Genomic DNA, 14934 nt, shown 5'->3' with positions numbered 1-14934 from the left:
CATGAATGACGTAAAGGACAATTTCATTCCGATATGCTCCAATATAGGAAAGTAAATTATTTCGCCGACTTTCTCTATTTTTTTATGCGAAACGTGTAGCTGCCAGAGGACGGCATCAACCGTTTACGCTTGCACCGGCACATTGCTTGTTTCAAACAGCTGGGGAGCGGGTAACTTATGAAAAAAGGAAGTGATGAGAATGGATATGGTTATGCAAATTAGTATTGCAGTGATTGCAATTGCTTTTCTAGTCCTTCTGTACTCTCTCATTCAAACACTGAAGGTATTGCGAGGTGCACTGGATGAGATGCGTCAGACGGTTGGCTCGCTCCGAGCAGAAGTTACACAAATCAGCGTTGAGGTAAAGGAGGCCATCCAAAACACGAATGCGATGACGTTGGATGTGAGAACAAAGCTTAGCTCACTCGACATATTGTTTGCTTCGGTGAACGATTTAGGACATGCGCTGCATTCGTTTACTGGAGCTGCGAAGGAATCAGCTGCAAGCGTCGTGGCTACAATTAAGGGGCATGAAAGGAAGCAGACGGACGAGCCTAGAATACTCAGTTCTATCTATGACGGAGTCATATCTACGATTAGAGTGTGGAATAAGGTTAAAAAAATATGAGCTACAAATAGGAATATACAAGAGAGGATAGAAGACACTATGAACTCATTCATCCATTTGACGATACCTGCAAGAGCAGAGTTTGTTGATATAGCAAGACTTACATTGTTTGGCATTGCGAATAAAGCAGGTTTCTCCTATGAGGAGATCGAAGATATGAAGGTAGCTGTCACGGAAGCGTGTACGAATGTGGTGCTTCATGCTTATAGCAATGCACAGCCCGGCATCATAGAGTTGAGCTTTGAGATTGAAGATAAAGGTATCTCCATTCGTATTAAGGATGAAGGAAGCAGCTTTAACTATGAACCGGCAGATACAAAGTCCGTTACGCTTCATAATAAGGAACTTAGCGATATAACGGCTGGAGGGCTTGGGCTGTTCATGATGCATGCATTAATGGACAAGGTTGAGGTATTCTCCGAGAGAGGTACAGAGGTCATTCTCACCAAGCTAATTGGTAGGAAAGAGGAGATGGCATGAACGCGAATTCATCCTTCCTGAATCCGAAAGAAACGATTGAAAAGATGAAAATATATCAAGAGACAAATTCCAATGATATTGCGACAGAATTGCTTCAGCACTATGAGCCGATCGTTAAGATGGCTGCCTCCAAAATGTCAAGGAGCAGACCAGATCTTTATGAAGACTTGTATCAGGTTGGCCAGCTGTCTATGCTGCGTTTGTTCAGGCAGTTCGACAGCTCGCGGGAAATTCCATTTGAAGGCTATGCGATGAAAAGTATCATCGGCCACCTGAAAAATTATTTGCGTGATAAATCTTGGTATATCCAGGTGCCAAGACGAATTAAAGAGAAGGGCCTGCTGATCCAGCAGGCTATTGACCACTTAACTGTGGAGCTCGGACATTCACCTAAAATGGAAGAAATCGCTGCCTATTTGAGCCTCTCGGTGGAAGAAACAATCGAGGTGCTCTCTTGCCGTGAATCTTATCATTATGTTTCACTTGATACTCCGTTATCAAACGAGGGGGATAGTGCGGCTACAATAGGCGATCTCATCGGCTCAGACAAAGACGATTATCAGAACGTTGATCATCGACTCGATCTGGAGGAAGCACTTGATCAACTGAAAACAGAGGAGAAGACGGTGCTCCTGCTCGCTTATCACAACGGCAAGTCACAGCGGGATATTGCAGACCAGCTAGGCGTGTCCCAAATGAGTGTTTCCCGTATCCAGAAGCGGGCGATTGAGAAGCTCAAGGTACTCCTGTCCGACCACCAGCCGGAATATGGTATGTAATGTTTTTATATCTTTTTTAACACAGAAAACACCCTCTCCACTTGGATGGAGAGGGTGTTTTCAATGTAATTATTGAGCAGGATCGGGAACCAATCCTTTCTCGATAACCTCTGCGTTCGTATCCATGTTCTTCATCTCTTCGCCGAGCTTAATCATTTCTTCCGAAGTAGGGGCCATTGAGTTTGTTGTTGTCTCAAGTTCGGCCTTCATATTATTTCCTCCCAGCGGCGGCAAGCTCTTCTTTTACTTCGTCCTTTTTGGTTGAGAGGTTGTCCATAATCGCTTGATTGGACTGTTTGGCATGATCGATCAAATCGCCAGCTTCGTCTTTAATCGTAACGGCCAAATCTTTCGTATTCTGTCCCACTGTAGCTGCCAAATCTTTTGTTGTATGGCCGACAGTCGTTGCAATATCCTTCGTTTTGTCACTGATCGCTTTGAACTTGTCCGCCAAATCCTCTCGAAGATCTGTGCCCGATTTCGGTGCGAACAGCAGAGCCGTAATAGCACCAATGGCACCTCCTACAATTGCTCCTACCAATACACCATTACTAGCGTTTTCTCGTGACATTTGTCATCTCTCCTCGATTTTTATTTGTCGATCAGGATGATCAACTTGTATGGATTTCTTAGTTATATATAAACGAAAGGATGACTTTTGAAACAAATAGAATAGGAAAGTATTGACAATAATCGATTATAGATGCTACGATTTGTTTCAAATTCATACTTATTTACTAGGAATAACGAGGTCTGGATACACATAACGCGCACAGAGCAGAAGAGAAATAATATGTATACCATACGGATAAAGGAGTTTTTTTATCGATTAATAAGAGAACCTAGCAAGTTCCTAAGCTGCAGATTGTATTCTTCTATCTATTATTTATGTAAAACTGTTAAATATTTGAGTCAAATAAACCGATAAAAAGGTTGCCTGCATATTTCTGACTTCGTAGAAACCTTCGAGAAATTAGAGAGATAGGGAGAGATATCATGTTTAAACGAGTGGAGAACGAGCTGGAGATGGCTATGTTTAACGGTATCTGGACGACAGTTTGGATGGAGAAAGGCTTTGAACTTGAGTTTTCTAACCATACTCTTGAGAGATTCATCGTAGTTACGGAAGAAGGGCATTATGTAGGAACGTCTGAAATTAAGCCATATTGCTTACATTCGAGCGTCATCAACGAAGTTTGGCCTTTTCAAACGAATCAAAAGGTTATTGAAGCAGGCAATGCGGTTGCAGAAATAGACAAAATGGCGCTGCTAAGCCCGTATCGAGGCCGTTATCTTTCAGATTTGCTCTCGTCGGCCGTTTATATTGCAGAGAAGTTGCAGCTGAAATATTTCGTTTCGCTGCTTGAACCGATATTTATGCGTGCGCTTCGCATTTCGTACCGAGTTCCTCTGGAAAAGGTGGGCGAGAAAATATTTTACAAGGGCGATGACGTTGTTCCCGTTCTATTCGATATGGAGCAGATGTACCGCAACAAAGAGCGCTATGATTGGCTTGTTTATCCCGGGGACAAACGGCTTGTCGCAAGTGCTACGGGAGGGGCAGGAAATAGCTAAACAGCTATGTCCCTGCAGCAAATAGTTTAATCAGAAAAGGCGGAAATGTCGTGAAAAAAGAACTAACAGAACTAGACAAGCGTAATCGATTGCTAATAAAAATCCTGTGGAGTCTGCTGGCTCTTGGGATCGCAACTGATCTTGCTATCGGGCTTGGGGCAAATATGGTTCTCTTGCTTACTGGAGTCGGTACATTTCTGTGCGGGGCAGCTACTGTTATGACATATCGAGGAATTTTGACTGCCTATATTAAGTACTTCGTTCCGTTTATTCTAACGATTATTGTAAGCTTGTTAATTCTATCTGATCCGAATCCCATTGTAAGTACTTATTTCCTGGTTTACGTGAATCTTGCCATTATTACGTTGTATGCCGACCATAAGCCTATCATTTTTACAGGGGTACTTGGAGCCGTATTAAGCACCTACTTATTTCTGGATCCGGAGCTTCAGCCTAAGCTATTCCCGAATGAATCTCTCGTGTATTTGTATTTGTACTTAATCTTTGCAACGGTTGCGCTCGCCTTCTCTGCCGGATTCAGCGGCAAGCTCCAGCGGCAAGTGACGGACCGGCAGCGTGAGGCATTGGCCTCCAAAGATATGGCAGAAGCACTGCTTGCCAAGCTTAATTCCTCCATTAAGGTATTATCGGAATTCAGCAGCAGTCAGCAGACTACAGTGCGCTCGACAGGGGAAATCTCCAAGGAGGTAACGGTAACGTTCTCCGAAATGTCGGCTGCGATAGAGAAGCAGACCGGAACCATTCTGACAATTAGCGAATCGTCACAGGTGATTGACGATTCAGTCAAGCAGCTTCTTACGGGTACGGAGCAATTGCAGCAATACTCGGCAGATAATGCATTACTGACCGTCCAAAACCGTGAGCAAATGGCTGCGTTGTCCAAAGAAGTAGAGAGCGTGCGCTTGATTATAACAGACACGGTCGAAATGATGACGAAGCTTAATGAGCAGAATGATCGGGTCAGCACGATTGTCAGCACGATTAGTGATATTGCCGAGCAGACGAATCTGCTTGCACTGAACGCTGCGATCGAAGCGGCTCGTGCAGGCGAGCATGGCCGCGGCTTCGCGGTCGTTTCCGGTGAGGTTAGAAAGCTTGCGGACAATTCGAGAATCGCAACGAAAGAAATAACAGATATTTTATCCGATATTCGGAATCAAATTAGCGCCGTGCATGAGCAGGTAGAGAGCGGACAAGCAGCAGTTACGACTAGCCGCGATGTATCGAAGCAGGTAGAGCAGCTTATTGACCGTATTAATGACAATACGGAGCTTGTGAAACGCCACTCCGATGTGGTGGGCAGCTCTGCTAATGAGCTTCATAGCCGTTACTCGAGCATGGCGGATGAAATGGTTAATATCGCTGCTACAACGGAGCAGAACATGGCTTCTGTGGAAGAGGTTCATGCGAGCATGGAGACGCAGGATATAAAAATCAATGCAATGGTCGAGGAATATGCACAGCTTGATCAATTACTGGTTGAGCTCAAGCAGCTTGCGGATAATAAAGCAGTGTAAACAGGAGGAGGAGTGCCAAGCAAAAGCGGGACTGCAGCAAGATCAAGCAGTCTTGCTTGTAACGCTGGCACTTTTTTTATTTGATTCTAAAAAAATGCTGCATAATTCGTTGGATAAGTGTTGACGAATGAAAAGCAACATGTTAAATTAAATTTATCCTATTGAATTAGTCGGAAATAAATATTGTTGCTTGTATGAGCCTTTATGGCATGATAACCGCTATAGGCTGTGCAAGTTGCGCCCACTAGATAACTGGAGGCGCATGCCAATCGAAGCTTCTTTCGTTTGACGTGCGTCTCCTTTATTTTCTACAGATTCAAAACAATACTTTGGAGAGGATGACTATTATGTCCCGAACGGTTGAGGTTGCAGATGAATGGTTGAATCGAATTAAGGAGCAGTTGGCAGGTGTACAGTATGGCGTGGTTCAAATCACGATTCATAATGGCCAAATCGTACAAATCGATCGGACCGAACGCAGCCGCTTTGATACAGAGAAATCCCCTTCTTCCGCAAAGCGACAAAGATCGTAAATAGCTATCAACCGGATAACCGGAGACATGCTTGGAGAGATGTCTCTTTTTTTTTGCCCAAAAACGATACTAAAATAGATATCAACCAGTAAAGTACGACTATTTACTGGTTTTTGTCATGGAGAAATAAAAGCATACATCATTATATCGACAGCTTTTCATGCGAAAACGGGATGTTAGTCATGTCGTTATTGCAAGTTAACGATATATCGTTTAGAATCTTATTCAATACGATATATCGTTAACGAAGGAGAGTATGTCATGCGAGATGAATGGCAGCTAGAGGAAAGATTGTTTTTACAACATGAGCATGGAAGAGACGCAAACGGCTCCGGGAGACGTTTTTTTAGCCGAGGCGGCGTGAAATATGCCTTGCTTGAGCTGTTGGAGCAAGAAAGCATGCATGGCTATCAAATGATGAAGGCGCTCGAGGAGCAATCCGGAGGCACCTATAAGCCGAGCGCCGGTTCAATCTACCCAACGCTTCAAATGCTGCGGGATCAAGGCTTGGTAGATTCCTCCAAACTGGAAGGAAAGAAAATTTTTGAAATTACAGATAGTGGACGTGTTTATTTGCAGGAGGAGAAGGAGAGCCCAACTGCACAGCCAGATCGGCACGAACGGCACTCTCGAAAGGATAACGGAGGTTCATGCGAGCATCATAAAGAATGTTCTCATAATCACCATAAAGGAGATTCATGCGGCCACCAAAAGCCGAATCGACGGCTAACGCCTGCAGGCAAGGAGCTGCTGCATTTGCTGAAGGCGGCGGAGCGGGCCGCTGTTAGTGACAGCAGAAAGGCATCTCAGCTGCGAAATATTCTTGATCAGCTGCGCTTGTCGCTTCGTCAAATTGCAGCTGATTCAGAGGATGACGGCTTATGAGCGATCATCACAGCCCTGCGTCAACCTTTAGACCGAATGCAGGCGTAAGAAAATTCGGAACGGGTGAGAAGGCGAAGCCTGCCAGCATTCTCAATATGTTCGTGAGGATCTACACGCACGCGCGGACACAACTCCCTTTGCTGATCGGTGCGGTTCTATGTGTCATAGCCATTTCGCTGCTTGAGTTTATTGTCCCGCAGCTAACGCGCTATACGATTGATCACATTATTCCTAATCACTTGTTCAATAAGCTTCTGCTCATCGGTGGCGGAGTGTTGGGTGCAGCTGTTGCGCTTGGCGCACTCCGTTATGCAAGCACATCGCTTATGGCCTCAGTTGGCCAAAGAGTGCTCTATAATCTTCGCAATGATTTATACCGTCATATGCAAAGCATGGATGTAGCCTTCTTTGACCGGAACCGAACTGGAGACCTAATGTCGCGCGTAACGAATGACGTGAGTATCCTTCAGCAGATGGTCTCCTCAAGTATGATGCAGTTATTTACCGACTTCTTCACGTTTACGGCAATTGCTGTTTATATGCTATGGATCGATTGGAAGCTAACACTAATGTTGCTTGCAACTTTTCCGTTCATGCTGCTCACAACTAAAATTTTTGGCAAAAGAATGCGTTCCTCGTTCCGCACCGTTCAAGAATCGGTAGCTGATGTCAGTGACCATCTTCAGAACACGTTGACCGGCATTCGGTTGATCAAAGCATTTACTACGGAGGAGTTCGAGTCGGAGCGTTTCGCTCAGCGAACTCAGAAAAACAGGGATGCGAATATTCAAGTAACCCGTATACGAGCTGCTTATGAGCCTATTATTGATTTTTTAAACTTTCTTGGTCTTGCAATTGTGCTTGTATTCGGAGCGTGGCTGGCGATGAAGGAGCAAATGACAGTCGGTACAATCGTTGCATTCATCGCGTATTTGCGCTTACTCCAAAATCCGATCCGACATTTCAGCCGCATTATGAATACGGTTCAGCAATCGGCAGCCGCATACGAGCGAATTATGGAGGTCATGAACACGAAAGCGGAAATTATCGAGAAACAATACGCGGCTGTTCTTCCTCCAGTGAGCGGTCATATTGTTTTCGATCATATTAGCTTTGCTTATTCCAGCGATTCAACACTGCTTGAAGACTTTCACTTGGAGCTCGAAGCCGGAAAAGTGACTGCGCTTGTCGGCTCATCGGGTTCGGGGAAAACAACAATTGCAAATCTTATTGCTAGATTCTATGATCCGCAGATTGGGGAAATAACGATTGACGGTTATTCAATCAAGGATATTACGTTAGCCTCGTTAAGGCAGCAAATCGGAATCGTATCGCAGGATATCATATTGTTCAACGGTACAATTGCTGAGAATATTCGCTATGGAAATTTGCATGCGACGGACCTTGAAGTGATGGCTGCGGCGGAAGCGGCGAATGCAGCAGGTTTCATTGATAGCTTCTCACATGGCTATGTTACGCAGATTGGAGAGAGGGGTGTAAAGCTGTCCGGCGGTCAGAAGCAGCGGCTTTCGATAGCGAGAGCCATTCTGAAAAATCCTCAGATTATCATTTTGGATGAAGCGACCGCCTCGCTCGATACGGAATCAGAGCAGCATATTCAAGATGCGTTGGCACAGCTATTGAAGGGGCGAACTTGCCTCGTTATTGCCCATCGGCTGTCCACTATTCAGAAAGCTGATTGTATTTATGTTCTGGAGAAAGGCCAAATCGTCGAGCATGGTACGCATGATGAGCTGCTTCGACTCGAAGGGCGCTACAATCAGCTGTATGAGCTTCAGTTTCCACAAACGGACAAAACGTAACACAAATCCTTCAATGTAGGAAGTGATTGTTTTTTGAAACCAAAACGAATACTGGCAGATTTTTTTCGGAAAACATGGCCGTTATACCTGTTCTCCTTAATCTTTCATTTCGTCTCTAATTTAATTAACGTTTTTTTCCCTAAGGTGTTGGGTCAGTTCACGGATAAGCTGCAAGGGAACGGGCTAACAAGCAATCTGATTGTTGATTACAGCTTAATGCTCCTGCTGATCGGGATTGGCCATGTGCTATTCAACGGAATAGCACTGTATCTGGTGATGTACGTGGGCAGAAAATTTGAATATCTAGTTCGCCAGGGTTTATTCAAGCATTTCACGGAAATGGGCGAGCGCTTCTACTCCAAGAACGGAGTCGGCAAGCTGCTTAGCTATTTCATGAATGATGTTACAGCTGTTCGCGAATCGATCTCCATGGGATTCAATGCAACGGCGAATGCGACAATGCTGCTGATCGCTTCGATTGTGATGATGATTCTGAGCGACATCCCATATTACTTAATCGTGGCGTCGGTATTGCCACTGCTGCTCATTCCAATCATCGTCGTGTATCTTGGCCCGATCATTCGAAGAAGATCAATGGCTGTGCAGGAAGCGCTAGGCACGATGACCGAGACAGCGGAAGAGCAATTCGGAGGCATACGGGTAACGAAGAAATTCGCAGTAGAATCGATTATGAATGAACGGTTCGGTAAAACAGTGGATCAAATTAAGCATTACCAGCTGAGACTGGTGCGAGTTTCTTCCTTCTTTCAAGCGCTGATTCCGTTTCTTGGCGCGATAGCGCTAGTCGTAGCACTTGCTTTCGGCGGTTATTTAACGATTACGAAGCAAATTTCACTTGGTAATTTCGTCGCTTTGACTCTTTATATACGAATGCTGATGAATCCTCTGCAGCAGATCGGCAATGTGATCAACACGATTCAGCGCTCGCGGGCTTCTCTAGAGCGATTGAACGGGCTGCTCTCGCAGCAGCCGGATATTGCCGAGCTTGAGAATGCCAAGGAAATGGATTTGACTGAAGCCAGCATTGCGATTCAAGGTCTGACGTTCGCCTATGAACAAGGCTCGAATCCCGTACTGAAGGATATTGATCTGAACGTCAAAGCTGGTACTACACTTGGTATTATTGGCCGCACGGGCAGCGGGAAATCAACTTTGATGAAGCTTCTGCTCCGGATGCTAGATCCGCCTCCAGGAGCCATTCGATATGGGCAGACCGACGTGAGAGAGCTGACACTGTCGAGCTTGCGCAGCCAACTTGCCTACGTCCCGCAGGACGGTTTCCTGTTCAGTACGACGATTAAAGAAAATATTGCTTTCTCGAATCGTGATCTGCCGCTTGAAGCAGTTGAGACTGCCGCGAGGCATGCTCAGATCTATGATAATATCGCGGATTTGCCGAATCGCTTCGACACGCGGCTCGGCGAACGTGGCTTGACCTTGTCAGGCGGACAGCGTCAGCGAACGAGTCTTGCAAGGGGCATGATTAAGGATGCCGAGATAATGATCTTGGATGACAGCGTCAGTGCGGTGGATGCCGTGACGGAGAAGGATATTATTGAAGCGATTCAAAGGCAGCGGCATGGGAAAACGACGATCATCATCGCGCATCGTATAAGCGCAATTAAGCATGCCGATGAAATTGTTGTGCTGGATGGCGGCGTTATCGTACAGCGGGGAACGCATGCCGAGTTGCTCGCGCAGCAAGGACTCTATGCAACGCTTCATGCGATACAGGAGGAGGGAAGCCAGCATGCGACCGGCACAAGCTATTCATAATTGGCAGTCAGATCAGAAGGGTGGTCCTAAGCTGCCGGAACAGAAGCCAGAATACGTATCGGCATTTCGGACATTATTCGGCTATGCTAAACCACATTTATGGGGATTTATCGCTGTAATCTGCTGTACGCTAATTGCCATTCTTTCAGATTTACTACAGCCTTTCTTGATGAAAATCGCGATTGACGACAATTTAATGTCCGGTAAAAATGACTATAAAGGTCTGCTCACGATCTGTGCCGTTTACTTAGGGCTATCGTTATCGAGTTTGCTCTTCACGTATTTGCAAGGAAATATATTGCAAAGTATTGGTCAAAGCATTGTATCGCGCATTCGCAAGCAGCTCTTCGGACATATTCTGAAGCAATCGATGCGTTATTTCGACCGAATGTCGAGCGGGAGTCTCATAATCCATGTGTCAAGCGATACCGAGGCACTCAACCAGTTTTTCAGTCAAGTACTGCTCAGCCTGTTTCGCGATGGCTTGACGCTGGTATTCATTATCGTGATGATGTTCCATTTGGATACCAAGCTTGCGCTGTACTGCTTGATCCTGCTTCCAATCATATGGGCAATTGCAATTGCATTCCGTTCCTTCATACGTACGACTTATCAGCTTGCAAGAACGAGATTGTCGCGAATGGTCGCTTTCGTAGCGGAAAACCTGTCAGGCATGAACTTGGTGCAGGTATTCCATCAGCAGAAGGAACAGGAGAAGCAGTTCAATGAACGCAACAGTCAGTACTTTCAGGCGAACCTTAGAGAAATTCGTACGAATGTCGTGTTTGGCCGGACGTTCGATATTTTGAGCAATTTATCGATTGCGCTCGTGACATGGATTGGCGGGAATGCCGTGCTGGGACATCAGTTGGAGTTCGGAGTGCTGTATGCATTCATTACGTACATCAGGCAGTTTTTCCAACCTATTAATACGATTACACAGCAATGGAATACTTTGCAGTCCGCGACAGTAGCCATTTCGAGAATTTGGAGCGTCTTCGCGAATAAGCCAGATGTAACGGATCGCGAGCTGGCGCATGTCGATCTTCGCAAAGAAGAGCAGGACGAAGATGAGAATGAGCGCCAAGCCTCTTTGTCCAATTTCAGCTTAGAGCAAGTAAAGGGCCGGATCGACTTCAACCGTATTTCCTTCTCTTACGAGGAGGGAATACCGATTATTCGCGATTTGGACCTGCATATTAATTCTGGTGAGCTTATTGGCGTGGTGGGGACGACAGGAGCAGGCAAAAGCTCGCTGATTAGTCTTCTATGCCGCTTCTACGATGTGAAGGAAGGCAGCATTCTAATTGATGAGACGGATGTGAGAGACATTCCGCAAGCAACGCTGCACAGGCTGGTTGGTTTGGTGCAGCAGGAGCCGTATCTCTATTCGGGCAGCATTATCGACAATATTAGAATGTTCGATCAATCGATATCCAGAGAAGAAGTAATAAAGGCCTGCAAATTTGTCGGAGCGGATACGATTATCAATAAGTTGAAGGAAGGCTATGACACGAGGCTGTCTGAACGTGGCAGCGGACTTTCGGCAGGTGAGCGTCAGCTCATATCCTTTGCGCGTATTATTGTGTTTAAGCCCAAGGTACTTATATTGGATGAGGCGAGCGCAAATTTGGACTCGCATACTGAGCAGTTGATCCAGCATGCGCTGCAGATCGTATCGCAGAATCGGACGACGATTGTCATCGCACATCGTCTGTCTACCATTATGCAGGCTGACCGCATTATCGTCATGAGCCATGGTGAAATTGTAGAGCAGGGCAACCATCAGGAGCTGCTTGAGCATGATGGGCATTACAAAGAGCTGTATGACCATTCGCAGGGCAATGTCGCGGTGTAGGCTGTTAAATTGAGTGAAGAGGGCGCTGGGTCGAACTGACGGTTCTTCACTCCTACTATTTAATAGAAGGAAGCAGATGAAGCAATGAATATTTTCTTTCATATCTTAATGACAAATGTGCTCCCGATGGTCATTATGATTGGCCTGGGCATTATGATACAGAGGGCGTTCAAGCTTGATATCAAAACGTTGTCCAAGCTTAATTTTTATTTGTTCTCTCCGGCCATTATGTTCGATTTGCTATATAAAACGGATATTTCCGTTTCGTTAATCGGCAAAATCATGTTCTTTTTTCTACTGTTTATGGTTGCTCAATATTTAATCGTTGAAGCGGTTATTCGGATGAGAGGTTACGCTCCAAGCATGAAGAGTGCAATGCGCAACAGCGTGCTTTTCTACAATAGCGCAAATTATGGCATTCCGTTGAATCAGCTTGCTTTTGCCGGAAACGAGAAGACGCTTGCCATCCAAGTGTTGATTATGATGGTGCAATCGCTCGTGCCCAATACGTACGGCATATACAACGTCAACGCGCATAAAGCAGATATGAGGGCGATATGGCGGACGATACTATCTATGCCGATCATTTATGTTATTCCGCTGGCCTTTATGTTAAGAGGCTTTGGGATTGAAATACCGCAGCCGCTGGCTACGCCGATCAGTTATCTCTCCTCTGCCTTTATCGGAACAGCACTTATTACATTAGGTGTCCAGCTTGGCAATATGGAGTGGAAGATCAAGAGATCATTACTTATTGATGTCAGTCTATCAGGTATGCTTCGGTTGATTGCCGGCCCATTGCTCGCTTGGCTGATCGTATGGTTAATGGGCTATGCGATGCCGATTGACAGGCTGACCGCAGCAGCGCTCATCGTTTCCTCCGCCGTACCTACCTCGCTAAGCAGCGTCCTGCTTGCAGTAGAGTTTGACAATGAGGCTGAATTCGCCTCGCAATCGGTATTTGTGTCTACAATTTTGAGTATTATTACGGTTACAGCGGTCATCTTCTTTCTGCAGCTGGATGTGGGCTGAATGCGAAGCCTATCTGACTAGTAAATCTAATCGGATAGGCTTATTTTTTATACTTGTACATCAACTAGAGCGAGAGTAAAATGGAAGAATATATAACTGTAAGCGGTTAATATGGAAATGTTTGATTGGAAACGGAGGGTTTCGCCGCTATGCTGCCTGTCACGCGTGATATGATTCATGCAAGCGCTTTAAAAAGAACGTTCGGGCGGGGAAATGCCGCGGTAACCGTATTGAAGGGCGTTGATTTAGCGATTCCAAGCGGCAGGCTGATCGCCTTCAAAGGAAGGTCAGGCTCCGGAAAAACGACACTTATTAACTTATTGAGCGCGCTGGATCGACCGACCGAAGGACAAATTAAGTTCGATGGCCGTGATTTGACGGCGATGTCGAATCAAGAGAGGGACACGGTGCGGCGCATGGAGATGGGACTTATTTTTCAATCCTTCGCACTGATTCCGCTTATGTCCGCTTATGAGAATGTAGAATTTATATTAAGAGTTTCCGGTATGCCGGCAAGCGGACGGAAGGAAGCGGCTATACAAGCACTGGAGCAGGTCGGCTTGAAATCACGCATGCATCATCGTCCCTTCGAGCTCTCTGGAGGTGAGCAGCAACGAACGGCAATAGCGAGAGCGATTGCCCATAAACCTAAGCTGCTGCTTGCCGATGAGCCGACAGCTGAGCTGGATACACGAACTGGACTGCAAATCATGAAAGTATTTCGTGATTTGGTAGAAACGGCAGGTATGACCATCATTATGACGACACATGATCCCGCCATTATGGAAATCGTTGACCATGTTTATGAATTGGAGGATGGACAAATTGTCGCAAAGGCTTAAACCGCTTTTAGGCTGGACCTTCGCGCTGCTTCTTGGCGCTTCTCTTACAGGCTGCTCACTGCTTCCTGCTGAGGAGGAGGCATTGAAACCTCCGCTCGTCAAACCTGCACAAGAAAATTACCGAACGGTAACGATAGAGAAGGGAACCATCACGCAAGAGATTAAAGGAAATGGAAGCCTCGAATCGACGAGCTCCGAAATTGCGCAATTTACAGGCCAAGGCGGGCGAATCGCAAAGATGATGGTTACTTCAGGTACGGAGGTGAGGAAGGGTGATGTGCTCGTTCAACTGAATGTAGATGGATTGGATATTCAGTTGAAGGAGCAGCAGCTATCTGTTGCAAGGGCGAAGCTCGCTTATAAGCAAGCTAAATTAGGTGAGGACAGCGATGCGATAGACATTGCTCAGCTCCAGATGGAGATTGAGGCTTTGAAGCTTGAACGGCTTATGGAAGCCTTCAACAGCAAGCAGCTGGTTGCGGGCATAGATGGGCAAGTTACCTTTGTAGAGGAGCTGAAGGAAGGTGATTTCGTAGAGGCTTATCAGACGCTTGTCATCGTTTCGGACCCTTCGAAGCTTCGTGTTGCGTTAAGGGTCGAATCAGCGGCGGAGATTACCGGCATAGATATCGGTTATCCGGCATTCGTCACCTTTGGCTCGCAAGAGGTACAGGGGAAAGTCGTGCAGACTCCTTCATCAGCACCTGCGACCATGAACGAGCAGTTGAAGGAGCGCTATTCCAAGACGTTGTTTATCGAGTTGGATGAAGTACCCAGCGATGCGCGAATTGGAGCGTTTACCGATGTCAAAATCATTTTGCAGCAGCGTGATGATGTATTAATTATTCCACGCAGCGGAGTGCGCAGCTTCCTTGGCAGAACATTCGTCAGAACGCTGGAGGATGGCAATAAAATTCGTGAAATTGACATTGAGACGGGCATTAAAGGCTCGACTGAAATGGAAGTTACGAAAGGTCTTGAGGAAGGCGCAATCGTTGTGCTGCAATAATGAAGCGAGTGCTACTGCTTGCGTATGTTCAAATATAAGATTTTATAAGTTTGTTAGCGTATAAAGGGCTTATACTTCACCGTCAAAGCTACTTCCGCGTCTTAATGGACGCCGAAGGCGTTTTTGCTTGAGCTGTTTAAGTGTGGGAGGTTTTG

The 14934-nt window shown here is 45.9% G+C and carries 15 protein-coding genes; 13 read left to right on the top strand and 2 right to left on the bottom strand.

Annotation, left to right across the window (positions count from 1 at the left end; all coding sequences use genetic code 11):
- Positions 1-199: 199 nt before the first annotated feature.
- The 3 genes from FGT79_RS23790 to FGT79_RS23780 are packed head-to-tail and all read left to right on the top strand — an operon-like array spanning position 200 to position 1887.
- Positions 200-628, top strand: a complete 429-nt coding sequence (locus tag FGT79_RS23790; RefSeq protein WP_171056412.1) for a DUF948 domain-containing protein — start codon at positions 200-202, stop codon at positions 626-628.
- Positions 629-667: 39 nt separating this feature from the next.
- Positions 668-1108 carry an anti-sigma B factor RsbW gene (gene rsbW / locus FGT79_RS23785; protein ID WP_138755333.1) on the top strand — a complete coding sequence of 147 codons (441 nt, stop codon included), beginning with the start codon at positions 668-670 and terminating at the stop codon, positions 1106-1108.
- Positions 1105-1887 carry a sigma-70 family RNA polymerase sigma factor gene (locus FGT79_RS23780; RefSeq protein WP_138755332.1) on the top strand — a complete coding sequence of 261 codons (783 nt, stop codon included), beginning with the start codon at positions 1105-1107 and terminating at the stop codon, positions 1885-1887. The genes rsbW and FGT79_RS23780 overlap by 4 nt, the downstream gene beginning before the upstream one ends.
- Before the next feature lie 69 nt (positions 1888-1956).
- Here the strand turns inward: FGT79_RS23780 and FGT79_RS31340 are convergent, their stop codons facing one another.
- Both FGT79_RS31340 and FGT79_RS23775 read right to left on the bottom strand, forming a co-directional pair.
- Positions 1957-2097 carry a hypothetical protein gene (locus tag FGT79_RS31340; RefSeq protein WP_171056411.1) on the bottom strand — a complete coding sequence of 47 codons (141 nt, stop codon included), beginning with the start codon at positions 2095-2097 and terminating at the stop codon, positions 1957-1959.
- Between the two features lies 1 nt (position 2098).
- The gene (locus FGT79_RS23775; RefSeq protein ID WP_138755331.1) at positions 2099-2458 is read right to left on the bottom strand and encodes a YtxH domain-containing protein; all 360 of its coding nucleotides are present in this window, start codon (positions 2456-2458) and stop codon (positions 2099-2101) included.
- 425 nt (positions 2459-2883) lie between these two features.
- On the opposite strand from FGT79_RS23775, the gene FGT79_RS23770 reads away from it, so the two are divergent.
- From FGT79_RS23770 to FGT79_RS23725, 10 genes are all read left to right on the top strand, one after another.
- The gene (locus FGT79_RS23770; protein WP_138755330.1) at positions 2884-3462 is read left to right on the top strand and encodes a hypothetical protein; all 579 of its coding nucleotides are present in this window, start codon (positions 2884-2886) and stop codon (positions 3460-3462) included.
- A 50-nt stretch (positions 3463-3512) separates the two neighbouring features.
- Positions 3513-5000, top strand: coding sequence for a methyl-accepting chemotaxis protein (locus tag FGT79_RS23765; RefSeq protein WP_138755329.1), 1488 nt, complete (start codon positions 3513-3515; stop codon positions 4998-5000).
- Between the two features lie 347 nt (positions 5001-5347).
- Positions 5348-5533 (top strand): YezD family protein, encoded by a 186-nt coding sequence (locus FGT79_RS23760; RefSeq protein WP_138755328.1) that lies wholly within the window; start codon positions 5348-5350, stop codon positions 5531-5533.
- Between the two features lie 261 nt (positions 5534-5794).
- A complete protein-coding gene (locus FGT79_RS23755; RefSeq protein WP_138755327.1) occupies positions 5795-6418 on the top strand; it encodes a PadR family transcriptional regulator in 624 nt (207 codons plus the stop codon).
- A complete protein-coding gene (locus FGT79_RS23750) occupies positions 6415-8241 on the top strand; it encodes an ABC transporter ATP-binding protein (RefSeq protein WP_138755326.1) in 1827 nt (608 codons plus the stop codon). The genes FGT79_RS23755 and FGT79_RS23750 overlap by 4 nt, the downstream gene beginning before the upstream one ends.
- 33 nt (positions 8242-8274) lie before the next feature.
- On the top strand, positions 8275-10038 hold the full coding sequence (locus tag FGT79_RS23745) for an ABC transporter ATP-binding protein (RefSeq protein WP_138755325.1): 1764 nt from the start codon (positions 8275-8277) through the stop codon (positions 10036-10038).
- Complete coding sequence (locus tag FGT79_RS23740; protein ID WP_138755324.1) at positions 10013-11896, top strand: ABC transporter ATP-binding protein; 1884 nt, start codon at positions 10013-10015, stop codon at positions 11894-11896. Before FGT79_RS23745 ends, FGT79_RS23740 begins: the two co-directional genes overlap by 26 nt.
- An 84-nt stretch (positions 11897-11980) precedes the next feature.
- Positions 11981-12928: an AEC family transporter gene (locus tag FGT79_RS23735; protein WP_138755323.1), complete on the top strand. Its 948-nt coding sequence runs from the start codon at positions 11981-11983 to the stop codon at positions 12926-12928.
- A gap of 149 nt (positions 12929-13077) precedes the next feature.
- Entirely contained in the window at positions 13078-13770 is a 693-nt protein-coding gene (locus tag FGT79_RS23730; protein ID WP_138755369.1) for an ABC transporter ATP-binding protein, read from the top strand.
- Positions 13754-14779 (top strand): efflux RND transporter periplasmic adaptor subunit, encoded by a 1026-nt coding sequence (locus FGT79_RS23725; RefSeq protein ID WP_171056410.1) that lies wholly within the window; start codon positions 13754-13756, stop codon positions 14777-14779. Before FGT79_RS23730 ends, FGT79_RS23725 begins: the two co-directional genes overlap by 17 nt.
- Positions 14780-14934 lie beyond the last annotated feature (155 nt).

Origin of the sequence: Paenibacillus sinopodophylli (genome assembly GCF_005930355.1) — a bacterium.
GTDB lineage: Bacteria > Bacillota > Bacilli > Paenibacillales > Paenibacillaceae > Pristimantibacillus > Pristimantibacillus sinopodophylli.
Note: the sequence above shows the minus strand (reverse complement) of the source record. Positions and strands in the feature narration are given on the sequence as shown.